General features: G+C 56.7%; 25 protein-coding genes. 14 read left to right on the forward strand and 11 right to left on the reverse strand.

Going from position 1 to position 26,316, the window contains the following annotated elements; translation table 11 throughout:
* The first annotated feature begins 39 nt into the window (after nt 1-39).
* The 6 genes from HALO_RS17785 to cdd all read left to right on the forward strand — a co-directional run bounded on the left by HALO_RS17785 (nt 40) and on the right by cdd (nt 6,227).
* On the forward strand, nt 40-1,323 hold the full coding sequence (locus tag HALO_RS17785) for a NupC/NupG family nucleoside CNT transporter (RefSeq protein ID WP_050713781.1): 1,284 nt from the start codon (nt 40-42) through the stop codon (nt 1,321-1,323).
* 101 nt (nt 1,324-1,424) lie between these two features.
* Nucleotides 1,425-2,219 carry a deoxyribose-phosphate aldolase gene (gene deoC, locus HALO_RS17790; RefSeq protein ID WP_035577270.1) on the forward strand — a complete coding sequence of 265 codons (795 nt, stop codon included), beginning with the start codon at nt 1,425-1,427 and terminating at the stop codon, nt 2,217-2,219.
* On the forward strand, nt 2,219-3,574 hold the full coding sequence (deoA, locus tag HALO_RS17795; RefSeq protein WP_035577268.1) for a thymidine phosphorylase: 1,356 nt from the start codon (nt 2,219-2,221) through the stop codon (nt 3,572-3,574). The genes deoC and deoA overlap by 1 nt, the downstream gene beginning before the upstream one ends.
* Nucleotides 3,571-4,830, forward strand: coding sequence for a phosphopentomutase (locus HALO_RS17800; protein WP_050713782.1), 1,260 nt, complete (start codon nt 3,571-3,573; stop codon nt 4,828-4,830). The genes deoA and HALO_RS17800 overlap by 4 nt, the downstream gene beginning before the upstream one ends.
* 29 nt (nt 4,831-4,859) lie before the next feature.
* The gene (gene deoD / locus HALO_RS17805; protein WP_035577264.1) at nt 4,860-5,585 is read left to right on the forward strand and encodes a purine-nucleoside phosphorylase; all 726 of its coding nucleotides are present in this window, start codon (nt 4,860-4,862) and stop codon (nt 5,583-5,585) included.
* 234 nt (nt 5,586-5,819) lie between these two features.
* Nucleotides 5,820-6,227, forward strand: a complete 408-nt coding sequence (gene cdd, locus HALO_RS17810; protein ID WP_035577262.1) for a cytidine deaminase — start codon at nt 5,820-5,822, stop codon at nt 6,225-6,227.
* Here cdd and HALO_RS17815 read toward each other — a convergent pair.
* From HALO_RS17815 to HALO_RS17825, 3 genes are all read right to left on the reverse strand, one after another.
* On the reverse strand, nt 6,224-7,213 hold the full coding sequence (locus HALO_RS17815; RefSeq protein ID WP_035577260.1) for a LacI family DNA-binding transcriptional regulator: 990 nt from the start codon (nt 7,211-7,213) through the stop codon (nt 6,224-6,226). The two genes, cdd and HALO_RS17815, sit on opposite strands and share 4 nt — an antisense overlap.
* Nucleotides 7,214-7,299: 86 nt before the next feature.
* Complete coding sequence (locus HALO_RS17820; protein ID WP_035577258.1) at nt 7,300-8,349, reverse strand: Gfo/Idh/MocA family protein; 1,050 nt, start codon at nt 8,347-8,349, stop codon at nt 7,300-7,302.
* Nucleotides 8,346-9,125, reverse strand: a complete 780-nt coding sequence (locus HALO_RS17825) for a ThuA domain-containing protein (RefSeq protein ID WP_035577256.1) — start codon at nt 9,123-9,125, stop codon at nt 8,346-8,348. The genes HALO_RS17820 and HALO_RS17825 overlap by 4 nt, the downstream gene beginning before the upstream one ends.
* Nucleotides 9,126-9,412: 287 nt before the next feature.
* Here HALO_RS17825 and HALO_RS17830 point away from each other — a divergent pair, with 287 nt between their 5' ends.
* Nucleotides 9,413-10,537 (forward strand): aminotransferase class V-fold PLP-dependent enzyme, encoded by a 1,125-nt coding sequence (locus HALO_RS17830; RefSeq protein ID WP_035577255.1) that lies wholly within the window; start codon nt 9,413-9,415, stop codon nt 10,535-10,537.
* Nucleotides 10,538-10,607: 70 nt separating this feature from the next.
* Here the strand turns inward: HALO_RS17830 and HALO_RS17835 are convergent, their stop codons facing one another.
* On the reverse strand, nt 10,608-11,297 hold the full coding sequence (locus tag HALO_RS17835) for a CBS domain-containing protein (protein ID WP_035577253.1): 690 nt from the start codon (nt 11,295-11,297) through the stop codon (nt 10,608-10,610).
* 165 nt (nt 11,298-11,462) lie between these two features.
* On the reverse strand, nt 11,463-12,893 hold the full coding sequence (locus tag HALO_RS17840; protein ID WP_050713784.1) for a hypothetical protein: 1,431 nt from the start codon (nt 12,891-12,893) through the stop codon (nt 11,463-11,465).
* Between the two features lie 114 nt (nt 12,894-13,007).
* Here HALO_RS17840 and HALO_RS17845 point away from each other — a divergent pair, with 114 nt between their 5' ends.
* Together HALO_RS17845 and HALO_RS17850 are read left to right on the forward strand one after the other, a co-directional pair.
* Nucleotides 13,008-14,048, forward strand: coding sequence for a J domain-containing protein (locus HALO_RS17845; RefSeq protein ID WP_050713785.1), 1,041 nt, complete (start codon nt 13,008-13,010; stop codon nt 14,046-14,048).
* Nucleotides 14,049-14,127: 79 nt separating this feature from the next.
* Entirely contained in the window at nt 14,128-14,559 is a 432-nt protein-coding gene (locus tag HALO_RS17850) for a hypothetical protein (RefSeq protein WP_050713786.1), read from the forward strand.
* Here HALO_RS17850 and HALO_RS17855 read toward each other — a convergent pair.
* Nucleotides 14,476-16,995: a mechanosensitive ion channel family protein gene (locus HALO_RS17855; protein WP_035577242.1), complete on the reverse strand. Its 2,520-nt coding sequence runs from the start codon at nt 16,993-16,995 to the stop codon at nt 14,476-14,478. The genes HALO_RS17850 and HALO_RS17855 overlap by 84 nt on opposite strands.
* Before the next feature lie 132 nt (nt 16,996-17,127).
* On the opposite strand from HALO_RS17855, the gene HALO_RS17860 reads away from it, so the two are divergent.
* Both HALO_RS17860 and HALO_RS17865 read left to right on the forward strand, forming a co-directional pair.
* Nucleotides 17,128-18,138 carry an amidoligase family protein gene (locus HALO_RS17860; RefSeq protein ID WP_050713787.1) on the forward strand — a complete coding sequence of 337 codons (1,011 nt, stop codon included), beginning with the start codon at nt 17,128-17,130 and terminating at the stop codon, nt 18,136-18,138.
* 45 nt (nt 18,139-18,183) lie between these two features.
* Nucleotides 18,184-18,867, forward strand: a complete 684-nt coding sequence (locus HALO_RS17865; protein WP_035577238.1) for a gamma-glutamyl-gamma-aminobutyrate hydrolase family protein — start codon at nt 18,184-18,186, stop codon at nt 18,865-18,867.
* On the opposite strand, the gene tpx is transcribed toward HALO_RS17865, so the two are convergent.
* Nucleotides 18,864-19,364: a thiol peroxidase gene (gene tpx, locus HALO_RS17870; protein ID WP_035577236.1), complete on the reverse strand. Its 501-nt coding sequence runs from the start codon at nt 19,362-19,364 to the stop codon at nt 18,864-18,866. The two genes, HALO_RS17865 and tpx, sit on opposite strands and share 4 nt — an antisense overlap.
* A 136-nt stretch (nt 19,365-19,500) precedes the next feature.
* Here tpx and HALO_RS17875 point away from each other — a divergent pair, with 136 nt between their 5' ends.
* Entirely contained in the window at nt 19,501-20,217 is a 717-nt protein-coding gene (locus HALO_RS17875) for a glutamine amidotransferase (protein ID WP_050713788.1), read from the forward strand.
* A 16-nt stretch (nt 20,218-20,233) separates the two neighbouring features.
* On the opposite strand, the gene nfi is transcribed toward HALO_RS17875, so the two are convergent.
* Together nfi and HALO_RS17885 are read right to left on the reverse strand one after the other, a co-directional pair.
* Entirely contained in the window at nt 20,234-20,926 is a 693-nt protein-coding gene (gene nfi / locus HALO_RS17880) for a deoxyribonuclease V (RefSeq protein WP_035577233.1), read from the reverse strand.
* 120 nt (nt 20,927-21,046) lie between these two features.
* Nucleotides 21,047-22,762, reverse strand: a complete 1,716-nt coding sequence (locus tag HALO_RS17885; protein ID WP_035577231.1) for a DEAD/DEAH box helicase — start codon at nt 22,760-22,762, stop codon at nt 21,047-21,049.
* A gap of 584 nt (nt 22,763-23,346) precedes the next feature.
* On the opposite strand from HALO_RS17885, the gene HALO_RS17895 reads away from it, so the two are divergent.
* Nucleotides 23,347-23,544, forward strand: a complete 198-nt coding sequence (locus tag HALO_RS17895; RefSeq protein ID WP_050713789.1) for a CsbD family protein — start codon at nt 23,347-23,349, stop codon at nt 23,542-23,544.
* 81 nt (nt 23,545-23,625) lie between these two features.
* Complete coding sequence (locus HALO_RS17900) at nt 23,626-24,108, forward strand: PRC-barrel domain-containing protein (protein WP_035577225.1); 483 nt, start codon at nt 23,626-23,628, stop codon at nt 24,106-24,108.
* A gap of 106 nt (nt 24,109-24,214) precedes the next feature.
* Here HALO_RS17900 and HALO_RS17905 read toward each other — a convergent pair whose 3' ends face one another.
* Nucleotides 24,215-25,207: a glutathione S-transferase family protein gene (locus HALO_RS17905; RefSeq protein ID WP_035577223.1), complete on the reverse strand. Its 993-nt coding sequence runs from the start codon at nt 25,205-25,207 to the stop codon at nt 24,215-24,217.
* A gap of 91 nt (nt 25,208-25,298) precedes the next feature.
* On the reverse strand, nt 25,299-26,222 hold the full coding sequence (locus HALO_RS17910) for a LysR family transcriptional regulator (protein ID WP_035577219.1): 924 nt from the start codon (nt 26,220-26,222) through the stop codon (nt 25,299-25,301).
* Nucleotides 26,223-26,316 lie beyond the last annotated feature (94 nt).

Consider the following 26,316-nt stretch of genomic DNA (forward strand, 5'->3'; position numbering starts at 1 on the left):
TAAAAACGTTACTTACGCGCTGACGCGAAGGATCCCCATATGACACTCCTTATGAGCTTGGTGGGTATGGTCMCTCTGGTGGCCATTGCCCTGATCTTCTCTTATGACCGTAAATCGATCCGGCTGCGTACCGTGCTGGGCGCCTTTGCTATCCAGGCGGGTATCGGTGCCTTTGTACTTTACGTGCCGTTTGGCCAAGCGGTGCTGCAGGCCATTTCGTCCGGTGTTAGCCAAATATTGGTGTATGCCAACGACGGTATCGGCTTTCTGTTCGGTGGTTTAGCGGATGTTGATAACGTCGGCTTTGTATTTGCGATCAAAGTACTCCCCGTCATTATCTTCTTCTCGTCGCTAATTGCCGTGCTTTATTACATCGGCATTATGCAGTGGGTGATTCGTATCCTGGGTGGCGCCCTGCAAAAAGCGCTGGGCACCTCACGCACGGAATCACTCTCCGCAACGGCAAATATTTTCGTCGGCCAGACCGAAGCACCGCTAGTGGTGCGCCCGTTTATCGCCCGCATGACGCCATCGCAACTTTTTGCCGTTATGTGTGGTGGTCTGGCGTCGGTCGCCGGTTCAGTATTGGCGGGCTACGCCGCGCTGGGGATTCCCATGGAGTACCTGGTAGCGGCCTCCTTTATGGCGGCACCGGGCGGGCTGCTGTTCGCCAAGCTGATCATGCCGGAAACCCAAGACGTAACCGATAGCGACAGCGTTTCCAAGGTGGAAGAAGAGATTGACGCCCAGGAAGATAAACCTGCCAATGTGCTAGATGCTGCGGCATCGGGCGCCACCTCGGGTTTAATGCTGGCCGCCAACGTGGGTGCGATGCTGCTGGCATTTATCGCCCTGATTGCCCTGATCAACGGCATCCTGGGTGGCATTGGCGGCTGGGTGGGCTTTGACTCGCTGAGCCTGGAGCTGATCTTGGGCTGGTTGTTTGCTCCACTCGCCTTCCTGTTGGGTGTACCCTGGGAAGAAGCGACCCTGGCGGGCTCATTCATTGGCCAAAAACTGGTGGTCAACGAATTTGTCGCTTACATCAATTTAGCCCCCTACATTGACGGGGAACAAGTTGTTGCCGCCACGGGTCAGTTAATGACACCGCACACTATGGCGATCCTCTCTTTTGCGCTGTGTGGCTTTGCTAACCTCTCCTCCATTGCGATTCTGCTGGGCGGTTTAGGTAGCATTGCCCCCACGCGTCGTAAAGAGATTGCCCGCTTTGGTGTCAAAGCCGTGCTGGCCGGTACACTATCCAACTTGATGTCGGCCTCGATTGCTGGCTTCTTTATTGCGCTAAGTGGCGCGTCTGCATAGCGCTTGCCATTGCTAGCGCAGTGACGGCTACTTAACGCATCGGGCACTGCGGTTTTATCCGCAGTGCCCGTTTTTATCTTTTACTGATTTGTGAGAACTCCATGACTGCGACTGCCTCCCCTCATATCGTCCAAGCCGCCCGACAGGCACTCACCCTCATGGACCTGACGAGCCTGAACGACAGCGACACTGACAGCACCATCGAGGCGCTTTGCCAGCAGGTGAAAACGCCTTTCGGCAATCCAGCCGCGGTCTGCGTCTACCCGCAGTTTATCGTTACTGCCCAGCGCGCGCTTACCGCGCATAAACTCGATAACCAAGTTAAAATTGCCACGGTCACCAACTTCCCCAACGGCGACGACGACATTATGGCCGCCGCCCGTGAAACCCGCGATGCGGTTGCCTCCGGCGCCCATGAAGTTGATGTGGTCTTTCCCTACCGCGCGTTGATGGCAGGCGACGAAGAGACCGGCCTTGAGTTGGTTGAAATGTGCAAAGCCGCCTGTGCTGGCCAAGCGCTGCTCAAAGTGATTATTGAGTCCGGCGAGCTTAAAGAGCCCGAGCTGATTAAACGCGCCAGCGAACTCGCTATTGAAGGCGGCGCTGATTTTATTAAAACCTCGACCGGCAAAGTAGCCGTTAACGCTACGCTGGAAGCCGCTGAGATCATGTTAAGAGCCATCAAGGCCAGCGGCCAAGATGTTGGTTTTAAAGCGGCGGGTGGCGTCAAAACTGCCGAAGACGCGGCAGCATATCTGGCCCTTGCCAACAACATTATGGGCCCAGGCTGGGCAACGCCCGCGCACTTCCGCTTTGGAGCTTCCAGCCTGCTGGGCAATCTGCTGGCAACGTTGACCGGCAATACCAACGCCGCCGCCACAGACGGAGGTTACTAATGGCTGCCAACACGACTAAACACGCCCTGCTCCCCCAGGAACTGATTCGCCTTAAGCGTGATAACCAGCCGTTGCCGGCTGAAGAGATCAAAGCCTTTGTGCAAGGCATTGCCGATGATCGCATTAGCGACGCACAAATTGGCGCTTTCACCATGGCGGTGTTTCTTAACGGCATGAGCCGTGAAGAAGTCGTGGCGCTGACTACCGCCACCCGCGACTCCGGTCATGTGATGCAGTGGAGCGACCTGAACCTGCCCGGCCCGATTGTCGATAAGCACTCCACTGGCGGTGTAGGCGACTTGGTCTCGCTGGTGCTTGGCCCCTGGGTCGCCGCCTGCGGCGCCTTTGTACCGATGATTTCTGGCCGCGGCCTGGGACACACCGGCGGCACGCTGGATAAGCTTGAATCGATCCCCGGCTACGACCCCTACCCTGCGCCAGAGCGTTTCCGCGAGGTGGTGAAATCCACCGGCGTGGCGATTATCGGCCAGACCGGGGATCTTGCCCCTGCCGATAAGCGCATTTACGGCGTGCGGGACGTCACCGCCACGGTAGAGTCTATTCCGCTGATTACCGCCTCTATCCTGGGCAAAAAGCTCGCTTCAGGCCTGGACGCGCTGGTCATGGACGTTAAAGTCGGCAGCGGCGCTTTTATGCCCACGCCGGAAAAATCCCGCGAGCTGGCAAAAAGCATCGCCAATGTGGCCACCCAAGCGGGCACGCCCACAACTGCCCTGCTCACCGACATGAGCCAACCGCTGGCCCCCTGCGCCGGTAACGCCGTTGAAATCGTCGAGACCTTGGCGCTACTGCGCGGCGACCGCCCCAACAGCCGCGTGATGCAAGTCACCCGCGAGCTGGCGGTAGAGATGCTGATCGCTGGCAAGCTGGCTGGCTCACGTGAAGAAGCACTAACTAAGCTTGAGAAAGCGCTGACCTCCGGCGCTGCCGCGGAAGTATTCGCCCGCATGGTGCGCGAACTTGGCGGCCCCAGCGACTTTATGGAGCGCTCAGATCACTACCTGGCCAAAGCCGACGTGATTAAACCCGTGTATGCCGAGCAATCGGGTGTCGTCCAGAGTATCGATACCCGCGCCGTGGGCATGAGCGTGGTGGAACTGGGTGGTGGCCGCCTGCGTAACGATGCCAGCGTCGATCACAGCGTCGGTTTCACCGACATCGTCGAAATCGGTGAGAGCGTGGATAGCCAGCGGCCCATTGCCATGGTGCACGCCCGCAGTGACGCCGCCGCCGAGCGCGCCGCCGAACAGCTGCGTGCAGCGTTTACAATTGGCGAAGGTGCCGCCAACGCCGACACCCTGCTACAAGACACTTTCCGTGGAGAAGCCTTATGAGCCGCGCGATTGTACTGGTACTTGACTCCTTTGGGATTGGCGCCGCCCCGGATGCCGCGACCTTCGGCGATGAAGGCTCCGATACCCTGGGCCATATCGCCGCCGCATGCGCCCGTGGCGAGGCGGATAACGCCAACCGCTCAGGCCCGCTCAAGCTGCCCAACATGGCCAAGTTGGGGCTATTTCACGCCCACCGCGATGCCACGGGCAGCGTTGCCGAAGGCGTCACGCTGCCGGAAAGCCTGGAAGGCGCTTACGCCCACGCCAAAGAAATTTCCAGCGGCAAAGACACCCCCTCCGGCCACTGGGAAATTGCCGGCGTACCAGTACGCTTTGACTGGGGTTACTTTCTGGATAAAACCGACAGCTTCCCCCTTGAGCTGCTCGACGCCATTGTTCAGGAAGCCGACCTCACTGGGGTGATTGGCAACTGCCACGCCTCCGGTACCGAGATCATCGCCCGCCTGGGTGAAGAGCACATCGCCACCGGCAAGCCAATTGTTTACACCTCGGCGGATTCGGTCTTTCAGATCGCCGCTCACGAAGAGCATTTCGGCCTTGAGCGGCTTTATAAGCTGTGCGAAACCGTCCGCGAGCTGCTGGAGCCTTATAACATTGGCCGCGTCATTGCGCGTCCGTTTATTGGCGAAGACAGCAACACCTTCGCCCGCACCGGCAACCGCCGCGACTATAGCGTTGAGCCACCGGCACCGACCGTGCTGCAAAAGCTTGATGATGCCGGTGGCGAAGTGGTCTCGATTGGAAAAATTGCCGACATCTACGCCCACTGCGGCATTACTCACAAGGTAAAAGCCAGCGGCCACGATGCACTGATGGACGCCACGCTCAACGAGATCGAGCGCACCAGCCAGCGCGGCTTTGACAAGAAAAATCAGGGCGAGCGCGCCATGATCATGACCAACTTTGTCGATTTTGACTCGGTCTATGGCCACCGCCGGGATGTGCCGGGCTACGCTGCCGCACTAGAAGATTTCGACGCCCAGCTACCTAAGCTGCTGGCTGCGCTAAGCGAAGATGATCTGCTGATTCTCACCGCCGACCACGGCTGCGACCCCAGCTGGCACGGCACCGAGCMCACCCGCGAGTACATCCCCATTCTGGTACATGGCCCCGGCTTTACCCCCGGCTCGCTGGGTGAGCGCGGCACCTTTGCCGATATTGGCCAAACCCTGGCCGACTTTTTCCTGCTTCCGGCCATGGCCGATGGCACAAGCTTTCTACCTGACGCTGCTTAAAGGCGAGCGCCGCTTAAAGGAGACCTTTGATGGCAACCCCACATATCAACGCTGCCCCCGGTGATTTTGCCGATACCGTACTGATGCCCGGTGACCCGCTGCGCGCCAAGTACATTGCCGACACCTACCTGGAGAATGTTCGCCAGGTCAACGACGTGCGCAATATGTTTGGTTATACCGGCACCTATAAAGGCCGCGAGATTTCCGTGATGGGCCACGGCATGGGCATTCCGTCGGTCTCCATCTATGCCAAAGAGCTGATCACCGACTACGGCGTAAAATCGCTAATTCGCGTGGGCTCCTGCGGCGCGGTACGCGACGACGTCAACGTGCGCGATGTGGTCATCGGCATGGGCGCCAGCACCGATTCAAAAGTTAACCGTATGCGCTTCAACGACCACGACTTCGCCGCCATCGCAGACTTTGAGCTGACCCAGCACGCCGTTGCTGCCGCCAAAGCCAAAAAAGTGCCAGTCAAAGTCGGCAACATCTTCTCAGCGGACTTGTTCTACAACCCGCAAACCGAAATGGCTGAAATGCTTAAGCGCTACGGCATTGTCGGCGTCGAGATGGAAGCTGCTGGTCTATACGGCGTCGCCGCCGAGTTTGGCGCCCGCGCCATGACCATCTGCACCGTATCGGATCACATCCTGAAAGGCGACTCGCTCTCCAGCGCAGACCGTCAAACTACCTTTGACGACATGATGCTGATTGCTTTGGACACCGTGTTACGCGACGACGCTGCCCGCGCTTGAAGCGCTGACATGGCCTAAAGCAAGGTTCTTCTTCGCTCAGTATGGAATTATCTCTACCAGCCTGATAGTTGCACCCGTGGGAGGTAGCTTTAGCTCGCGACCGCTTAGGCTGCCAGCCTGACAACACCGGGGTACCTTCGGCACCCTTCGCCCGCTGGAAGCGGCCTCCCACAATTAGCTTCCAGCCTGATAGTTGCACCTGTGGGAGATGACGAAGAACCAAAAGGAAAAATGATGGAACAGGTATCAGAAGAGATCGTTCAGAAGTTATTCAGCGCCCGGGCTAACGCCTATGTGCCCTACTCCGCGCATCCGGTGGCATCAGTGATGGTGACTCCCGATGGTCAGCAGTTTGCGGGCACCAATGTGGAAGTGGCGCACTACAAAGGCCTGTGTGCCGAAGCCTCGGCCATTTCCGCCATGATCACCGCAGGGCAACGCCAGTTAGCCTCCGTCTACGTCATGGGCCCAGGCGATCACTTATGCACGCCCTGCGGCGATTGCCGTCAGCGCATCCGCGAGTTCGCCACGCCAGAAACGCAAATCAAGGTGCTATCCGGCGGCGGCGAACTACTGAAAACCTACACCATGGAAGCCCTGCTACCCGATGGTTTTGGGCCAGAGCAGCTGCCGCCGCGCTAACTCGTTTCCCGTAGCACCAGCGCCACCGGCAGCGATACGTGCCGGGGCGCTTCTCCCGCCCTTGCTTCTGCCAGTAGTGCCATGCTCGTCGCCGCTATCTCAGCAATATTCTGCCGTACGGTGGTGAGCCCAGTGGCGAGGGTGGGCAGGTCATCAAACCCCGTTACTGCGACCTGAACAGGCACTTCAATGCCGCGGTCTTCCAGCGCGGCCACACAGCCCAACGCTAGTTCGTCGGTGGCGCATACCAGCGCATCAAAAGGCAGTGGTTGAGTGCCCTCTTCGTCTAAATAGCGATTTAGATAGCGATAGCTGTTAAGGGAGTCTGACGCTAGGCGGTGCGGTAGGCTGATCAAGCGTTCGGCAAGCCCTGCCTCTTCCAACGCACGCCGGTATCCTTCCAAACGGCTATGGGGACGCGGCACCTCTAGCTCACCGCCCATAAAGGCCAGCCGCTGGCGGCCCTGGGTAATGAGGTGGTGCGTTATTTCATACAGACCCTGCCTATCGTCTGGGGAGACGGAAAAGCCTTCCCCGGCGTCACCTATGCGTACAAAAGGAATCGCAGCGGCCTTAAGCAGCGCTGGGCGCTCATCGTCTGGGGCTTCACCAAGCAAAATGGCCGCCCCCGCGCGTTCGGGTAATTCAGCGGTTTGCTGGTGATTAAAGAACACCGGCACCATACCCTGCTGATGAAGGGCCACGGTAAGGTGTTGGTAGAGCAAAATATAGTAAGGACGCAGTTCGATATCCTGTCGCCCCAGTGATATGCCCACTACCGCCGTTTTGCCGCTGATGAGCTGGCGCGCGGCAGCACTGGGCTGGTAAGCAACCTCGCGGCTAATCGCCAAAATCCTCTCACGCAGGTTATCGCTGAGCCCCGGTTTGCCATTTAGGGCTCGACTCACGGAGGCAATTGATACTTCGGCCCGCCGGGCAATTTCTCGGATGGTGGCCGTTTGGGCGTTTTGTTTGCTCTTTATCACCGAATCTCTCACCGGCTATTTCCCGCCCTATTTTTCACCTGGAATGCCTCCAGTGTGCCGAAAAACGCCCGGCGTTGCGACGCTGATTACACTGCAATTTCCAGACTGCGATCTTCCTGACTGGATATAACGCAGGCATCAAGAACGGTTTGGATCGCCGCCCCTCGGGCAAAGTCCGGCTGGTCGTTTTCACCACTGCGAATGCTTTCCACAAAACGCTGATAGATACTGGGTGTTGGCGGTGCCTTCACTGTGCTCCAGCGCGCCGGGTGAACGTCATCGTCCAAACACACCTGCACGTTCTCTTTTGAGGCATCTAAATCGATTCGAATAGCACCTTTATCGCCGTGTACGCTCAGGGTTAGCGAGTTATGGTGCCCCGTCGCCCAGCGGGTGGCTTGAATGGTGCCCTTGGCCCCATTGGCAAAGGTCACTCGCATTAGCGCGGTATCGTTGGCATCCAATAGATAATCGCCGATGCGGTTATTCGGGGCTTTTTCAAAGCAGGTCAGTTCGCAGTTCACGCGACTAATATCACCGACCGGGAAGCTGGCGAAATCGACAATATGCACACCCACATCGCCCAATACGCCTTTGCTGCCATGGGCTTCCGAAAGCCGCCAAAGCCACTGACTCTCCTGATCCCAGCGCCCCCACTCATTGCTGACCAACCAACTTTGCCGGTAGCTGGCATCTACGTGGCGAACTTGACCAATCGCCCCAGCGGTAATCAGTGCACGAGCGTGCTGAATGGCCGGCGCATCGCGATAGCTAAAATTGACCATATTGATGACCTTGGCGGCCTGCGCCGCTTGGGCCATTTCATGAGCATCATCCGCATTCGTCGCCAGCGGCTTTTCGCACAGAATGTGCTTACCTGCGGTGATCGCGGCCAGTGACGTGCGCTTATGAACACCATCCGGCGTGACGTTGCTAACGGCTTGGATATCCTTCCGCGCCAGCATAGTCTTCAGGTCGTCATACGCATCGGCGATACCATAACGGCCAGCAAAATCACGGGCCTTGGCCAGCTCCATATCGCACACCGCCACCACTTCCACTCCCTCGATCCGGCTAAAGTGCTTGGCGTGTTCCCCCGCCATACTGCCAGCGCCAATAATCGCCAAGCGGATCATTTGAAGCCCCCTTCGCCGGGTTTATGCAGCCCTTCGCCTTTGATTTCCACCGGGTTGGGGGCCTGATCGGCAGGAATATTGGGGCAGCTGTCGATCCACCGGGAGCCTTCCGGGCGCGCCCATTTCACAGCGTTCTTCAGTACCGTTTTCACCTGTGCGTCGTAGTAGATTGGGTAGGTTTCGTGACCAGGGCGGAAGTAGAAAATCTTGCCGTTGCCGCGTTTGTAGGTCAGCCCTGAACGGAATACCTCACCACCCTCAAAAGCACTGATAAAGACCACTTCATCGGGGTTGGGTACCGCAAACGGCTCGCCGTACATTTCGGTGTGCGGCAGTTCGATATAGTCGCCCAGGCCCTGCACAATAGGGTGACCAGGGTTAACGACCCATAGCCGCTCGCGCTCTCCCGCTTCCCGCCACTTGAGCGAGCAGGTGGTGCCCATCAGACGTTTGAAGATTTTTGCGTAGTGCCCAGAGTGCAGCACAATTAGCCCCATACCCTGCAACACGCGCGCCTGCACGCGGTCGACGGTTTCCTCAAGCACATCGCCATGGGCAGCGTGGCCCCACCACAGCAGCACGTCGGTATTGTCGAGGAACTCGTCACTTAACCCCTGTTCAGGGTCTTGCAGAGTGACAGCACGGGCATTGAGCCCTTCAGCTTCGTTTAGCCCTTCGGCGATGCAGTGATGCATACCATCAGGATAAATTCTTGCTACAACTTCATTGGTTTGCTCGTGAACGTTTTCACCCCACACGGTGACGTTAATGGTCATATTTTCTCCTTAGCCATAGCGGCCTAACAGCGTAAAAACGGCTTTAAGTGACACCCAAGGTACAAAGTAAACGTTTACTATAAATACGTAAACGTTTACTTTTCTACATCTTTAGTCGCTATCCCCACCTCGACTATGTAGACCATCACTATTGGCATCGCGCCGAGGTTATCCGTATTCTGAAACGCTACCTCACGCTTTAGCGTGGCTAACAATGCGTGTTTAATTATTTGCTTCTAACAACAGGCTGTTCCACGACAGGCTGTTTCTAAAAACAGGAGAACGCCATGGCTGGTTTACTGCCCAACGTCGACCCCGACGGCTTGCTTGAGTACTCGGTGGTCTACACAGACCGCTCGCTGAATCACATGTCGCAGCAGTTTCAAGGTGTGATGCGGGATATTTCCGCCACGCTGAAAGAGGTGTACAACGCCCATGCAGCGGTCATCGTGCCCGGCAGCGGCACCTTTGGCATGGAAGCGGTGGCGCGCCAGTTTGCCCTTGACCAGAAAACCCTGGTCATTCGTAACGGCTGGTTCAGCTACCGCTGGACGCAAATTATCGAGATGGGCCGTTTAACCGATCAGCACAAGGTACTTAAGGCGCGGCGCCTGAATGGCGATGACCCTCGCTCGCCTTTTCAGCCGGTTCCCATTGATGAGGCCGTCGCGCAAATTCGTAGCGAAAAGCCTGCCGTTGTGTTCGCCCCGCAAGTCGAAACCTCTGCTGGTTTGCTGCTTCCGGATGACTATATTCAAGCGCTCGCCGAAGCCACTCACGAGGTAGGTGGCATGTTTGTGCTGGATGCCATTGCCGCGGGCACTCTGTGGGTGGATATGCAGACACTCGGGATTGATGTGGTAGTAAGCGCGCCGCAAAAAGGCTGGAGCGGTTCGCCCTGCTGCGCCATGGTAATGCTCTCAGAACGCGCCACACAGCGCTTAAGTGAGACCCAGAGCAACAGCTTTGCCTGTGATTTGGGCAAGTGGCACAGCATTATGCAGGCCTACGAAAATGGCGGGCACGCCTACCACGCCACCATGCCTACCGATGCACTGCGGCAGCTAAGGGACATTATGCAGGAGACCCGCGCTTACGGCTTTGCCAAGGTAAAAGAGGAGCAGCAGGCGATTGGCCGGGAAGTCCGCGCCATGCTTAAACGCCACGGTTTTGTGAGCGTTGCTGCGGAAGGTTTTGAGGCCCCGGGGGTAGTAGTGTGCTATAGCGACGATAGCGGCTTAGTGGGCAAACTTGCCCAGGCGGGCGTGCAAGTGGCGGGAGGCGTACCGCTGATGTGCGATGAAGGCGATAACTTCCAAACCTTCCGCATAGGTCTATTTGGCCTCGATAAACTGCATCACACAGAGCGCAGTGTGAATAGCTTGGAGCAGGCGATTAAAGCAGTGGTTTAAGAGCGTGTTGAAGAGAGTGCTTAAGAGAGCAAGGAAGGAAAAGCCCGCTATTTTAATAGCGGGCTTAAAGTCACATATAGCCCACGCCCCGCGGCATCATACCCAGATGGTTTTCGACTTGGGTAACCCCAGGTACGTTTTCCGCAGCGACGGTCACCGCTTGCTTCTGCTCAAGCGATTCGACCAGCCCCCATACCTCCACAGCACCGCCATCCACAATCACGCTAATACCTTCAACCTGTACGCCGGCATTATTCTCAACCTCGTTAAGAATAGCCTCGCGAATTTGCCGATCATTCGTGGGTGACTGGGTCGGCGCCACCGCCGCATTGGCAATACCTTGTAGCAGGTTTGCACGGCTGACGATGCCCACCAGTTTACCTTCACGCAGCACAGGCACCCGCTTGATATGGTGTTTTTCCAACATGCGCGCAATGGTGTGCAGCGGCGTGTTCTCTTCGACGGTCATTGGATTCGGGGTCATGACCTCGTGGGCTTTACGACCATGGGACTTAACGTAGTCGCCAGCATCCTTGCCGCCGGTAAACAGCGATAACCACCAGGAGTCGCGATGGTCACCGTCGCCTTTTACCCGGCGCATTAAATCGCCTTCACTGACAATGCCAATCACCTGGTGAGCCTCATCCACTACGGGAACGGCACTGATGCGGTGACTGAGCAACAACTGGGCAATTTCTCGCACTTCAGTATCAGGCCCCACACTCACCACTTTGGGGGTCATAATATCGATAGCTTGCATGGTTCTACTCCTTGCGCTCAACCCTTAAAGACTGGGCCGCAGATGCAGGTTAGTCTGCCTGTACTTTGAGACTAGTTCGCTGCTGGCAATTTGCCCATGTCGAGAGGCGATATCAATGAACGCATTGAGGCGGCGTTGATCTGGCGCAGTTTATTTGCCCCTTTCTTATTTGTGCTCCTTCACCACACTGCTCTCTTCGACTTTCTCAACATCGACAATGCCCGAGCGGCTAACAACCACCTTCCAGCGGGCGAGGTAGGGCGCATCCTCACTACCCGTCTCCCGAATCACCAAGTTGAACAGATGGCGGCGCTCGACGCCCTCACGCACCGCTTGGCCATCTTTTAAACGGTAGATATGATGCTTGCCCTTACTCATTAGCCGCGTCAGCATGGAGATATCCAGATTGAGCGTTTCGCGGGTGTGCTCGTAGCCGCTTAAAAAGCGCGTGGGCGACATACGTGAGCTTGAGCGGTAATGCAGCACCACCTCTTCCCGCTGAGCCACCTTGCGACGGCGCATCTGCTGAATATCCTCGCCCAGCGAGGCAAATCGCTTGTAGTCGAACCATTCCAGTTGACGCCCCACCAAGGCGTTAKGCGTGGGGTCGCGATACTGTCGGCGCCACTTGGGGCGTCCTTTACGCAGCCAGCGCCAAAGGGTATTGCGCAAATCATCCTTAAACACTTCACGCATGGCGTAGAGCAGCGCCATAGCTAAGACGAACAGGGCAGTAATCCCGCCCAGCACGCTGCGCAATTGCAGTACACCCAAGGTCACAAATGTCATCACCACGGCTGTCGCCAGGGCCTTGACCGCTTTCTGCTCACCGCCACCCAGCTCTAACGCCGCTTGTTTCAGGGTAATCGGGTGCTCAATCAGCCGCCGCAGCAGGCGCATTTTATTCGACATGCGTGTTGGGTCTGCCATAACCCGCTCGGCGTTGTACTGCTGCTCGCGGCGGTACTCATCCTCTCGATGGCAGACGCTGATAAAACGGCGACGAATATCGGTAAACTCTCCTCCACGGGGCATATGGGCTATCAACGCCAGCAACTGCTGTTCGGTAAACCAGGAGAGGTAGTTATCGATATTGGCAAAGTACTTATTGAAGCTTTCATCATCGGGCTTATGGCGTCGCAGCCGCTTGAGAATGCCGTCACTTAGGTCGATCATCTCGTGCAGTTGGTCGCGTAGGGCGACAGCACTCTGTTGCACCTCACGGTTTTCTTCCCGCTCCTCTTGGCGAGCGTGGCGCAACTTATTGGCGTTCACCAGCATCGCTCGAGTCGTGCGCTCCATCGCTTCCACGTATTGGTAGGCGTAGAGGCTCAGACTCAACCGGTACGAATCGCTGCCGAGGCGGTTACGACTGGCCAATCGACTGTGCACCAAGGGTAAGAGATACTCGTCACTGTAGTAGGTGCGCGAGACATTGATGGCCGCATGATAAAAGGCTTCTTCTGAGATAAGCTGGGTGCTTAATCCAAGCTCGCCAGGCACAAAAAGATAGACGTCGAGGTTATGCGATGTCTCTTCCTTGAGCCGCCGGGTAAGACGCAGCTGAAAGCTGTTTTTACGCTCAACGTTGATCAACTCATCAATCTCCTACTCCTTTGGCTAACGTGATGATATACCATGGCTAAAATGATCATGGGGCTGCGCAAAGCCACCGCCCTTTGTTTACCTCTTCGTCTGTGGAGCTAGGAAATGCCCATTGCCCGTTTTTCACCCTTTGAGCTGCTGCTATTAAAGAGCCGTAGCCAAGTGGATACGGCAACCCTGCTGCTGTTGGCCTGGGTGCTGGTGCACCGCCAACACGTCTCAGAGGGGCAGCGGCGACGCCGCCTAGCTCAGGTGACCGCACAGTTTCGCCACGGGCATGAGTTAGGCCCGGTGATGAGTATTGCCCATAGCCAAGACCTGCAAGCGATCCAACTAGCGGCCGAGGTGGTTCGCAAAGAGTGCGGCACAGAGCGCTGCCTCAGCGTTATTCATCAAGCGATTACCGTTGCCACCGATGACGGCGAGCTGTCGCTGGCCAACCACTATATTTTGCGCTTTTTGGCCGATTTGCTAAGCGTTGCCCCAATGACCTTAAACACCCTGTTTAAGGAGCTCACCGGCACCTCGCTTACCACCCCCGAAGACCCCAGTCGTGATGCCTACTGGAAAACTCACGACCCAGATTACCATGCCCGAAAAGCACGCGAGGCAGAGGCGGCGGAACGGCAGCACCAACAGGCCAACGCCCAGGCCGAACAGCAACAGCGAAAAAAAGAACAGCGCCACCAACAGAAGCAGCAAAAACAGCAGGAGAAGCAGCAGCGCCAAGAGCAGGCTCGCCAAGCCCGCGATCACGAACGGCAACGCCAGCGGGAACAGMCGCGCCAGCAGGAGCAGCACAGGCAACAACAGCAGCGCGAACAAGCCGAGCGGGAACAGCAACGCCGCTCTCGCGATCACTCTTCTCAGCAACGCTCTCGTCAGCAAGACTCTTATCATCAAGAGCAGCGCAATCGCCAGCAACGCGCTTCMCCGCCACCGCCGGACCGCACCACGCGGGCGCTTTCGGTGCTGGGACTTACCCCAGGCGCCACCCGTATAGAAGTGCGCCACGCCTATCGGCGAATGGCACAGCTCCACCACCCAGACCGCTTCTATTCGGAGAGCGAGCACCAGGTAGCCCTGGCTTCAGCGCGGTTTCAGCGTATTAAAAACGCCTACGATTATTTGATGCAAACTTATTGAAGCCATGCAACGCTAGCCTGCTCGCACACCCTGTTTGGCCTACAAGAATTGACAGTCCTAAGAGAAACGATAGCCCCCTATGCGCGATTTGTACCAGCGCCTCGCGGTTTCCCCCGAGGCCAACGACCAAGAAATCAGCCAAGCCGTTGCTAGCTGCCAGCATAGCGCTCTACGCCAGGATGCCGAGGCGGTGTTCGCCGTTGCCGAACGCCGTGAAMCCTACGATACGCTGCACGACACCGTCAGCGATATCGGCAGGCTACGCGCGCGCCTGGGGCTCAGCCACGGCGCCCACTGGCAGGGCGATGTCGCCAACGACTTTTCACTGCCCCCCGACCACGCTATTTCCCGTCACGACGAACTGGTTGACCGCGTTAGCCACGCGGTCTCGCTTTACAACCGCTGGCGCCGCTGGCGCGGGCCGTGGCTACTGATCGCCATGTTCGCCGCCGGGGCTGGCATAGGTATCGCTCTGGGGCTCGCCCTGTGCCTGGGGTTTGTGCCGATGTGAAGCCGCACGATTAGCCGTGTTATCGTGTTTACGCTCCTGTTCATCCTTGCGAATCTCGGCTTTTGTGGGGCGCGGCGCCGGTTTCGGCGGCGCGGGTTTCTTATGTTCCTCTGGATTTGATGTAGCTTCTTGGGCTGATTCACCCTTGCCCTGTTCACGCTCAGGTGGGTCGTTTTCTTGCGAGTCTGTGTCTAGCGAGAACGAAGTCCCCGCGGTAGCCTCCATACGGTCTTCGGAGCGCGCTTCCATACTGACACTGAGACGCGGCACGCCCAGGTCAATCTCTTGGGCTTCCATGCGCTGCTTCAGCAGCAGGTTAAACGCCCGTGAGACATCCCACTGCATCTCCGGTGCGGTACGAAAACGCATGCGTAGGATAGGGCAGCCATCCTCAAAGCCCTGGACCCCCTGCATTTCCAGCGGCGACCAAATATAGTGGCGCATCATCGGATCGCGGCGCAGCTCCTGGGCGGTCTCCTGCATCAGCGTAATCGCATCGTCGATTTTCATATCAAACGGAATACGGATACGCATCAGCGCGATGCCAAACTGGCGCGACATGTTATGAATCGACTCAATGCGGCTAAAGGTGATGATATGCACAATCCCATCCAAATCGCGCAGCCGCACGGTGCGCAGCGTCAGCCCTTCGACCGTACCCATATGGTTATTGATCTGTACAAAGTCATCTACCGCCAGCGAATCCTCAATCAAGATAAAAATACCGGTAATCAAATCCTGTACTAACGTCTGGGCGCCAAAACCAATCGCTAGACCGATCACACCCGCACCGGCTAGCAGCGGCGTGACATTGACACCCAAATTCGCCAGCCCAGCGATGAAGGCAATAATCAAAATGGTGACGAAGATAACATTGCGAATCATCGGCGTGATGGTTTGCGCCCGGGCCTGATTAACCCGCCGCCCCCGAGAGCGTGCCGACGACGTAAGTGCCCGCTGAATGGCGGTGTCAGCGAAGATCCACACTAGCCATGCCAATAGTACGGTGGCGCCCAGGCTCACCAGCGCTTGACCAATCCGCGCGCTGGCCACGGCCTGCTGGCCCAGCCCAAAGAACGAACTGCCCCACACCTGCATGGAGAGCTCGGCAAACACCATCCATGAACAGATATGCGCCAGCACAAAACCGAAGCGCTCTAAACGCTTACGATACTGGCTCTGGCGGTGTCGGTGTCGGCGCTTGCCCATCCGTTCCGCTTGGCGGCGCAGCAGCCCAGTGACCACCAGCGTTAACACCAACAGGCTGGCGGAAATAATTGAGCGTGCCAGCGCGGTGCCTACATCGCCAACGGTGATAAAAATCGCCAACAGTGAACCACTCACCATCAGTAACGCAGGTATGTGCCATAGCCCACCCAGGGAGCGGATCATCTCGACCGCGGCGCTGGCATCACGACGCTGCTTGAAGGGGCGATTGCAAATCAAATGGCGTACGGGGCGTTTGAATTTGATAATAAACCGCGCCGCGAGCAGCGCCGCCAACATATTGGAAAGCACCGACACTAGGCTCGATAGCTCGCTGCCAAGCATTTCGACCAAGCGAGAGGAGTTAACCGCATCGCCAAGCGCAATTAAGGCACCGATCACAAACAGGCCGCGCAGCGCGTGCTGTTGAAGCAGTTGAACCGCGGTAAACCGATGGCCGCGGCTAAAGAATGCGATAACCGTTTCAAATACCACCGAGAGCGCCCGACCACACAGGCAAATATAGGCCACCACCAGCACCAGCGTTCGCCCAGGGCTATCAGGCAGCACCTGACCAATGCCCAGCGTGATAGCAAACGACAACGCCCAAGGCAGCATACGGCGCAAGAAGTGCACCGCCATCAACCAGCCTTTTGGGTCCCGGGGTAAATCCAGCGGCCACTCCCGCCGGGTGGCCACCATGCGTCCAAAGGCAATCATGACGACCAGCAGCACGCCCCAAATCAGCGCAAGCACGGCGCCCTCGGCCACCGCCCGAATCGCCTCGCCCTGGTCGGCATCATCGTTAAGCGCGCGCAAATCATCTGCGCCTTGAACCAACTGGCGTGACCACTGATCAACCGGCGAGTCCCCCGCCTGGGCCTGATCACCCAGGTCACTTAAGGTGTCAGCGAGAGCCCCCAGCAGCCCTTGGCGCACCACGCCTTCATCCTCACTGGCAGCGTCAGCGGTGACCTGCAACTCGCGTAGCGATTTAAGCAGCTCGGTGCGCTGTTGCTCGCTTTCGAGCATGGTGATGACGTCATTCAAGGACGCCTGGAACTCTTCACCACTGACCTCGGCCGTTTGCTCTTCAGAACCACCGCCCAAGCTGGGAAGCGACACCGTTTGCGCCTGGGCCTGCGTAATTGCCGTACTCGTCAATACCAGGCTTGCCAAGACAAACAAGACAAGGCCTGTTAGCGAGTTGATTAACCAGTGCTGTCGCACGCCTTACTCCTGAAAATTAGCTTAGATGGCGCTCTGCTTATCATCTGCTGCCGCTACGCCAGTAATACGCACAGTCTCAACGCGTGACTATGATAGGCTGGAAACCTAAACGTTCACCTCAAGGATGGCGAGATGACGCTACAAGCTCCACCCAACCGCTTAAACAGCCATGGGAAAATTCGGCAGGTTGGCGTTGAAATTGAATTCGCAGGCCTGCCGCCCCGGGACACAGCGATGATTGTACGTGAGCTGTTTGGCGGGGAGCTTAACGKGGTAAGCCCTCATCGGCTACTCGTAGAGGATACACGCTGGGGCGAATTTGGTATCGAGCTCGACACTCAGTACGCTCATCCTGACAAAACACTCGTTGACGACCCGCACGCCCAAGACAGCGAGTGGGCGCGCCATCAGCATCAGCGGCGGATCGAGTTTCATCAAAAAACCCGCGAATTGATTGGTGATATGGTCACCGGTCTAGTGCCTACCGAAATCGTTTGCCCCCCCATCCCCTGGGATGAGCTGGAAGATTTAGACACGCTATTCGAGGCTCTGCGTAAGCATGGCGCCAAGGGCACCGATGCCAGCCTGTTGTATGGGTTTGGGTTACACCTAAACCCCGAAGTGGAGCGTTTCGACGTTGACTACTTGCTGGCCATGCTGCGTGCGTACCTGCTGCTAGCTAGCTGGCTGCGTGACGAAATTAAAGTCGATATTACCCGTGAGATGCTGCCCCACGCGAATCCATTCCCCAAAGCCTATGCGTTAAAAGTGCTTGATAGCCGCTATTCGCCGGATCTCGACACGCTGATTGACGACTATTTGGGCTACAATCCAACGCGCAACCGCGAGCTGGATATGCTGCCGCTATTTGCCTACCTACGACCCGATCATGCCCATGAATTACTGCATAAGCAGCTTACCAAGCCGCGCCCTACCTTTCACTATCGCCTACCCAACGCCCAGCTTTCACAGCCGGGGTGGGGCTCCGTGGTCGAGTGGAATCGCTGGGTAGAGGTTGAGAAACTGGCCGCTAATGCTGACGTTTTGCTCGCCCGGTGCGATGAGTACATCGCCGATCATAACCGCCCCATTTTGACCCGTGTAAAAGAGAAACTGACCCACTGGCTACGCCGTAAACACTAGTTTTTTTTCGTTCTTTATTTCCCGCAACAGTGAGTAACCACCCGCATGTCTCGGCCGCTTATCGGAATTACTACCTCTGACCAAAAAAGCCATTTAGCGTGGTGTTTCGATTGGTTTGCCGTCTGGCGGCATGGCGGCAAACCGCTGCGTTTATCGCCTTCGCGCCCGCAGCCAGAAAGCCTTGATGGTTTAATCATCGGCGGCGGCGACGATATTCAGGCCCACCTTTATGGCGGCGAAGTCCAACTGGATGTGCGCCTTGACCCCGCCCGGGATGAGCTGGAGCTCACCCTACTTGAGCGCTTTATCCCGCTGGATACCCCTGTACTGGGTATTTGCCGAGGGGCGCAATTAATCAACGTACACCTTGGCGGCACCCTGGACCCCGACATCTACACGACCCATGAAGGGCTAAAGCGGCGACGCACCGTACTCCCGCGCAAAACCGTTGATATCGTAGGAGCGAGTAAATTGCATCGCTTGCTAGGGGTTACCTGGTGTCGGGTTAACAGCCTGCATCATCAAGCCGTTTATCAAGCGGGTAAAGGGATTGAAATCGTTGCACGTGACAGGGATGGTTTGGTGCAGGGCATTGAGTCGCGGGAACACGGCTTCTTGATTGGCGTCCAGTGGCACCCGGAGTGGTTGATTTTCAATCGCCCCCAGCAGCGCTTGATTCGCGCGCTGGTGAGGGCGTCAGAGCGGCATGCTAAACGGCATACGAGCTAGTTCAGTACCGCCAAGGCAGCCTCATAATCAGGCTCGTTCTTCAACTCGCTCACCAGCTCACTATGCAGCACCCGGTTATCGGCATCCAGTACCACGACTGCACGGGCGCAAAGGCCTTCCATGGGGTTGTTGCACAGCGCTACGCCCCAGGCTTCGCGAAACTCAGCGTGACGGAAAGTCGATAGCGTTTCGACGTTATCCAAACCTTCCGCCCCACAGAAGCGCTTGGCCGCAAACGGTAAGTCCGCAGAGACAACCAATACTACGGTATCCGCAAGGTTAGACGCCAGCTCGTTAAAGTGCCGCGTAGACATGGCACAAGTAGGCGTATCTACACTGGGAATGATATTCAGCACTTTACGCTTGCCTGCATAGGTATCGAGCGTAACGTCTTGCAAATCAGTGTTGGTCAGCGTCATCGCAGGTGCCGGCTGCCCTTTTGCAGGCAGTGTGCCAGCCACATCTAGCGGTTCGCCTGCGCGGGTAATCTGTTGCATTCTCGTCTCCTTATAAGGTTAATAATGAATACGTGTTGGCCATTTGATAAGCCATGGTAGGCTATCTTCATGCCTTTGCGTTCTGCCTGAAAGGCCTTTGTTCAATGTTTGCGTTTCATCCTACCGAGGGAGTGATATGGCCTGTGTATTAATCATTAAAACCGGCGACGCTTTTCCGGAAGKTGTCGACCAGCACGGTGATTTTGAAACGCTATTTGAAAAGCAGCTTAGCACGGCTCTACCGGCACATTTAGATTTACAGGTATGGGATGCAACCCGCCAACCCAGCGCACCTGATCTTAAAGCACCCGCGGGCATTGTGATTACCGGCTCGCACAGCATGGTCAGCGAAGCCGAACCCTGGAGCGAGGCGCTTAAACCATGGCTGCAAGAGGCGCTGGCAAACGAAACGCCGATGCTAGGCGTTTGCTATGGTCACCAGTTAATGGCCGCCGCTTTTGGTGGCGTGAGCGACTACCACCCGGCGGGAAGGGAATCCGGCACGCGTACCGTGCGGCTAACCCAAGCGGGGCAGCAAGACCCTTTGTTTAGACAGCTACCGGAAAGTTTTTCCGCCCACCTGACCCATGCCCAATCGGTGATGCAAGCGCCTCACGGTTGCACAGTGCTGGCCCATAACAGCCACGACGCCCACCAGGCGCTACGCTACGGCCCACGCCAGTGGAGCGTCCAGTTTCATCCTGAGTTTACTGCGCCGGTGATGCGCGCCTACATTGAGCGCCAACGTGCCGCGCTGCGCGACCAGGGCGAAGAGCCCGATACTCTGCTGGCGAACATTGTGGACTGCCATGAAGCCACCAGCTTGCTGCGGCGCTTTTTGGCGTTTGTATAGCGCGTGGCCACTGCCCTTAGCCAATGCGACGCTGATCTCGACGTGAGGCCAAGCGATCCGCCAGCCGCGTTGGCTCAGGCAGCTTGGTACGTCCTAAGCAGCGCATCACCCATTCAAGCGATGTTTCCAAGGTGATGCGGTGCCCAGGCGATACGTACACTGGTTTAACCTTGGTACGGGAGCGCAAAACCGCACCAATGGTCTCTTGCCCCGCGTAAAGCGGCACCCTGTCACCGCGCTGCTCGCCCACCTCAGCGTGTTGACCACACAGGCGCGACTTGGCAATCCCAATGGTGGGCAAATCCAGCCATAGCCCTAGATGAGCCGCCACCCCTAACCGGCGTGGGTGCGCAATACCCTGGCCATCGACCATCACCAGCTCAGGCATCACGCTGAGTTTTTCAAACGCGCCCAGCGCAGCGGGGATTTCGCGAAACGACAGCAAACCAGGGATGTACGGCATGCGCGTGGGTTCGCGGTGGATCACCTGCTCTACCACGCTTAAATCGGGTGCGGTGGCAGGGTCCCACTTCAATACCACCACCGCTGCCCGGGTGATTTCGCCACGCTCTTCAAAACCGATATCTACCCCAGCGATATGCGTTACCGGCGCTAGGCGGTCGGTCATTTCCAAGCGCTTGGCCAGCTCTGTCTGCAGGGCTCTCGCCTCTTTAGGCGCCAAATTCCATTCGTGTAACGGTGCTGACATATCATCCTCCTTGATCTAGTGAATGGTAATCAAGGTAGCAAAAAAACGCCCCCGCACCTGGAAAGGTACGGGGGCGTTTGAGATTTTCTCAGGCGCCGTTTAACGGCGACTGATCAATCTTTAGGCGCGTTCGCGACGACGAACCGGCGCATCGCCTTCGTCGCGACGGCGGCGCGGTGCACGCTCTGCCGGTGCGCTATCTTCGCTGATTTCCAGCGGACGACCGGCAACACGGGCACGTGCCATCTTGGTCAGAATCGTTGCGGGCAAGCCGCTCGGCAGTTCGACCACAGAGAAAGCGTTGCGGATATCGATACGGCCGATACGCGCGCCTTCAATACCACCTTCATTAGCCAGGGCACCGACTAGTTGACCCGGCTTAACGCCATCTTTATGACCCACGGAAACGCGGTAGCGCGTCATGCCTTCGGTCGGGCCGCTAGTACGTTCACGACGAGCGCCCGGCTTACCGGCGGGTGCGCCATCACGCGAAGGCTTCTCTTTGCGCGGCGCCTGTAGGCGACCAATCGGCGCCTCGTCAGCGCGTGCCATGGCAGCAAACGCACAGGTCAGCTCAATCGGGTCATGACCTTCTTCGACCAGACGCTCAATCAGCGCACGCTGCTCTTCGGCGCCTTTGGTTAAAGAGGCAATAACGCGCTGATAGAAAACGTCATCGCGGTGGGCGCGAATCGCACTTTCATCAGGCAGCGGCATTTCGGTCATTTTCTGACCGGTTGCCTGCTCCATCCAGCCTACTTTACGGCCTTCACGGAAACCCGCAAAGGTAATCGCGATGCCGCTGCGGCCCGCACGACCAGTACGACCGATACGGTGGGTGTAGGCTTCCGCATCTTGGGGTAGATCGTAGTTGATAACGTGAGTAATGCGCGATACGTCTAGACCACGCGCAGCCACATCAGTCGCAATCAACACGTCGACTTTGCCACGCTTCAAGCGCGTAATGGTGCGCTCACGCAGGCTCTGATCGAGATCACCCGACAAGCCTGCGGCGTTAACGCCACGTGCAGTCAGTTGCTCAACCAGCGTGGTACACGCAGCACGGGTACGCACAAAGACGATAGCGCCATCGACCGGTTCAACTTCAAGAATACGCGACAGCGCTTCCAGCTTAGCGCCGCCATCAACGCGCACAATGCGCTGTTCGATGTTCTCGCCGGTAGTGGTGCCAGACTCAATGGCGACTTTCACCGGATTAACCAAATAGCGGTTAACGATGCGCTCAATTTCAGTCGGCAGTGTCGCCGAGAAGAACACACGCTGGGCATCTTTCGGGGTATCGGCAACCACGCGTTTTACGTCGTCGATAAAGCCCATGCGCAGCATTTCATCAGCTTCGTCCAGCACCAGGGCGGACAAGCCATCAAGCTTCAGGCTACCGCGATCCAGGTGGTCGATAATACGGCCTGGGGTACCCACAACCACTTGCGCGCCACGCTTCAGGGCGCCCAGCTGCTCACGGTACTCTTGACCGCCACATAGGGTGGCAACTTCAAGGCCTTTGAGGTTTTGGCCATACTTACTAAAAGAGGCGGCTACTTGCTGCGCCAGCTCGCGGGTTGGCGCCATCACCAACACTTGCGGCTCGCGGCGGGTCAGTTCTAAACGTGACAGTAACGGTAATGCAAACGCTGCAGTTTTGCCGGTACCCGTCTGGGCCTGGCCCAGCATATCGCGGCCTTCAAGCAGCGCAGGGATGGTTTGTGCCTGAATCGGTGAAGGAACTAGGTAGCCCTGTGATTCAACAGCAGACAGAACGGCAGGCAAAAGAGCCAGATCGCCGAAGCTCGGCGAGGCGACAGAAGTCGAGGTCATTAATCACACCTTGGTAGGCCGGTAAATACCGGCAAAAAACATCATAAGCGTCTCTGACTCTGTCATCGCACAACGGCATAAAGTGTGGTCGTTGTCGATAACAGGCACCGCCGTAGCGGTTAAAGCCATCAATGGAGTCGGAGACGCCGGTCGCACCTAGCATCCGGTTGGCAAGCACCGCGTTAACGGGCCAACCGTTGTGGCGACCTACTGCGCCGATCTCACCCGTGTGGTGAAATACTGGAGGCGCGCCATCTTCACAGCAATGAACATCTAGCAATTGGCGAGATGTTCCCGTAAGCGCCGCTACGCGTAACTATTAATATTGACTCATTAATAGCAATGTCATTAATAACTATCTCACTAACGACTACGTAGACAAACACTCACCGTCATGATGGAGGGGTCAACACATGCGAGGAAGGCGCATCCTAACACCGCATTTTACTCATGACCAGTTTTTTCACGTACATTCTCTTACCTCTCAATCTTGCACCACAATGAATCAAGAGCTTGCACTTGTGCATATATAGTCTAACCTAAGAATTGCCTAAACAAGTTCACTATTCTCAAGGAGCGATGCGATGAACTGGGATCAAATTGAAGGCAAATGGACAGAAATGAAGGGCAAGGCCCGTTCCAGCTGGGGCGAAATTACTGACGATGAATGGGATCAAATCGGCGGCAAGAAAGMCCAGTTGGTAGGTAAGCTTCAACAGAGATATGGCATTGAACGTGAAGAAGCAGAGCGTCAAGCCGACGACTGGGCTGATAAGCAGTAGATTCCATTTTAAGTAGGTCGGCATTGTCAGCTATATCCGCTAAACGACCTACCCTTTATCGTAGCCACATGGAGAGATGCTATGCGTAAGACAATTCTGACTACAGCGATCAGTACTGCCCTACTGGGAAGCTTTGCGATGGGCGCTCATGCCCAAAACGAGCCCCAGGGCATGTATTCTGCCGACGATATTCTGGATGCAGAGGTCTATTTTGCCGGCGGTTCCGGTGAAGAGATCGGCGATGTTGATGACATCTTGTTTGATGAAGAGATGCGTATCAGCGCCATCGTGATTGAAAGTGGCTCAGTGCTTGGCCTGGGCGGTCGCGAAATCGTTGTCGATACCGATTACTTCACTCTCGAAACCGAGACTGAAGGCGACGGTGACACCGAGCACCGCATCATGGTTGAAGCCAGCCAGGAAGAGGTGGAAGCCTTCCCCGCTTATGATAATGACTGGTGGGAACAGACCAAAGCCAACGCCCGTGACGCTTGGCAAACCACCCAAGAAGGCGCTGAGAGCGCTTGGCAGCGAACTCGTGATGCGGTAAACGCAGACGAATAAAGTTAAGCCAAGCCAGTAAGCACCTATAAGCAAAAGGGCCACCCGTTTGGGTGGCCCTTTTTGATGGAAACCGCCTAGTGGCGCGTTCACTACTTACGCTACACGTCTATTTACGCCGCACCCCTTTGCCCGGCAAACGCTCTCGGTCGTGGGGCTGCTGAAAATCAAGCAGCGGTCCGGCAGGCACAATCCGCGTGGGGTTAATCGTATCGTGACTGTAGTAGTAGTGGCGCTTGATATGATCCATATTGACGGTCTCAGCCACTCCCGGCCACTGATAGATTTCCCTCACGTAATTGGAAAGATTGGGATAATCTTCAATGCGCTTAAAATTGCATTTGAAGTGGCCATAGTAAACCGCGTCAAACCGGATCAGCGTGGTAAAGAGACGAATATCCGCCTCGGTTAACCACTCCCCGGCCAAATAGCGCTGCCCGGCCAAGCGCGCTTCCATACGCTCTAGGGCGTCAAACAATGCCTTCACATGCTTCTCATAAACCGCCTGCTCGGTGGCAAAGCCTGATTTATACACCCCATTATTGATATGGTCGTAGACATCGGCATTGACGTCATCAATAACGTCACGCAGGTCGTGTGGGTAAAAATCCAGGTCGTTGCCGGTCAACGCATCAAACCCATGATTAAATATGCGTAGCAGATCCGCGGACTCATTATTAACGATGGCACTGCGCTGTTTGTCCCATAGCACGGGGACGGTCACGCGACCGGTGTAGTGCGGGTCGGTCATGGTATACAGCTGGTGATGGAAATCGACGCCGTTAATGGGGTCACCACTAGCGCCTTCGTCCTGGCGGTATGTCCAGCCTTGGTCGAGCATCAAGGGGCTTACATGGGACGTGCCGATCAACGGTTCCAGCCCTTTCAGCTTACGCATCATCAAGGTGCGATGCGCCCAGGGACAGGCGAGCGAGACATATAAATGGTAGCGCTCTTTTTCAGCCGGGTAACAGTGGCCGTCGGTCTCAGCCTGGTCGCCCACCCAATCGCGTAGCTGAGCTGATTCCCGGACAAATTCGCCGCCGTGTTTTTTGGTGTCATACCACTGGTCTTGCCATTCGCCGTTTACAAGTAGTCCCATGGGGCGTCTCCTGAACAGTTGTTTGGGGTGCTGAGCTAATACATTCTTTTTTTCAGCATACGCCCGCTTCAAGGAGGCTCAAGCGGATGTTTTACGGTCTTTCATTCGAGTCAGTCGAATCATGCAGCACGCACTCGCTTACCACGGCTTGTTTCAGTGCAGCCGCCATCGCATGCGCCGCAGGCCCAGCGCGATCCCGATCGCGAAAAATCAGCTGAACCGGCACTTCGCGAATCCCTCCCGCGGGCAGTGGCAGTGGCTTTAATTGGCCGCTTTTCAACTCATCAGCAATGCGTGTCTCGGGCATCCAGGCAAAGCCAAGTCCACGCCTTAGCATATCAAGCGAGGTGTTTAGGTGGCTGACGGTCCAGCGCTGCTCCGCTTTCAACCAGCCAGAATTGGTTGATTGGCGCAGGGCTGAATCACGCACCACCAACTGCCGATGCTGGGCCAGGTCGCGCAGGTCTAATGAGCGCCCCAGCTGGTGCAACACATGCTGGGGGTGTGCCACGGCAACAAAGCGCACCGTTACTAACGGCTCGCCCAAGAACCCCTGCGCCTCAATGCCAGAGACCACTAAATCGGCGCGGCCATCGTAGAGCATTTCAATGCCGCCATTGAGCACACTCTCGTGTAACTGAACGCGCACCTGGGGGTAGGTTTCAGAGAAGCGCTCTAACGCTTTGGCTTGAGCGGCGGCAGGAAACACCTGATCAATGGCCACCACCACTTCTGCTTCTAAACCTGCGGCTAGCCGGGTGGCGACATCCTCAAGTGACGCCGCGCTCTCGATTAATTGGCGCGCACGTCGAAGCAACAGCTCCCCCGCCTCGGTTAACCGCACCTGTCGGCCAATAGGCTCTAACACCTGGACGCCGAGCTGCTCTTCTAATTTATGCACGGCATGGTTCAGCGTAGAAGGGCTTTTATGTACCGCCTCTGCCGCACGCGCAAACCCACCGTGGTCAACCACGGCGGCCAACATTTGCCATTGTGAAAGTGTTACCCGGGACATTTCGATTTCCTCAACGCAATACAGCGAAACAATGCGCTTAATGTTCGAAAAAACTTGTGTTCGAAAACATGGCTAGAATGCCAGGAAATAGCCA

This window comes from Halomonas sp. R57-5, assembly GCF_900070345.1.
GTDB classification, from domain to species: Bacteria; Pseudomonadota; Gammaproteobacteria; order Pseudomonadales; family Halomonadaceae; genus Vreelandella; species Vreelandella ventosae_B.

Excerpts from the sequence above, each read along its gene's own strand:
- deoC (WP_035577270.1), top strand. The coding sequence starts at position 1,425 with ATGACTGCGACTGCCTCCCCTCATATCGTCCAAGCCGCCCGACAGGCA.
- deoA (WP_035577268.1), top strand. The coding sequence starts at position 2,219 with ATGGCTGCCAACACGACTAAACACGCCCTGCTCCCCCAGGAACTGATT.
- deoD (WP_035577264.1), top strand. The coding sequence starts at position 4,860 with ATGGCAACCCCACATATCAACGCTGCCCCCGGTGATTTTGCCGATACC.
- cdd (WP_035577262.1), top strand. The coding sequence starts at position 5,820 with ATGGAACAGGTATCAGAAGAGATCGTTCAGAAGTTATTCAGCGCCCGG.
- HALO_RS17820 (WP_035577258.1), bottom strand. The coding sequence starts at position 8,349 with ATGATCCGCTTGGCGATTATTGGCGCTGGCAGTATGGCGGGGGAACAC.
- HALO_RS17825 (WP_035577256.1), bottom strand. The coding sequence starts at position 9,125 with ATGACCATTAACGTCACCGTGTGGGGTGAAAACGTTCACGAGCAAACC.
- HALO_RS17830 (WP_035577255.1), top strand. The coding sequence starts at position 9,413 with ATGGCTGGTTTACTGCCCAACGTCGACCCCGACGGCTTGCTTGAGTAC.
- HALO_RS17835 (WP_035577253.1), bottom strand. The coding sequence starts at position 11,297 with ATGCAAGCTATCGATATTATGACCCCCAAAGTGGTGAGTGTGGGGCCT.
- HALO_RS17865 (WP_035577238.1), top strand. The coding sequence starts at position 18,184 with ATGTCTCGGCCGCTTATCGGAATTACTACCTCTGACCAAAAAAGCCAT.
- tpx (WP_035577236.1), bottom strand. The coding sequence starts at position 19,364 with ATGCAACAGATTACCCGCGCAGGCGAACCGCTAGATGTGGCTGGCACA.
- nfi (WP_035577233.1), bottom strand. The coding sequence starts at position 20,926 with ATGTCAGCACCGTTACACGAATGGAATTTGGCGCCTAAAGAGGCGAGA.
- HALO_RS17885 (WP_035577231.1), bottom strand. The coding sequence starts at position 22,762 with ATGACCTCGACTTCTGTCGCCTCGCCGAGCTTCGGCGATCTGGCTCTT.
- HALO_RS17900 (WP_035577225.1), top strand. The coding sequence starts at position 23,626 with ATGCGTAAGACAATTCTGACTACAGCGATCAGTACTGCCCTACTGGGA.
- HALO_RS17905 (WP_035577223.1), bottom strand. The coding sequence starts at position 25,207 with ATGGGACTACTTGTAAACGGCGAATGGCAAGACCAGTGGTATGACACC.
- HALO_RS17910 (WP_035577219.1), bottom strand. The coding sequence starts at position 26,222 with ATGTCCCGGGTAACACTTTCACAATGGCAAATGTTGGCCGCCGTGGTT.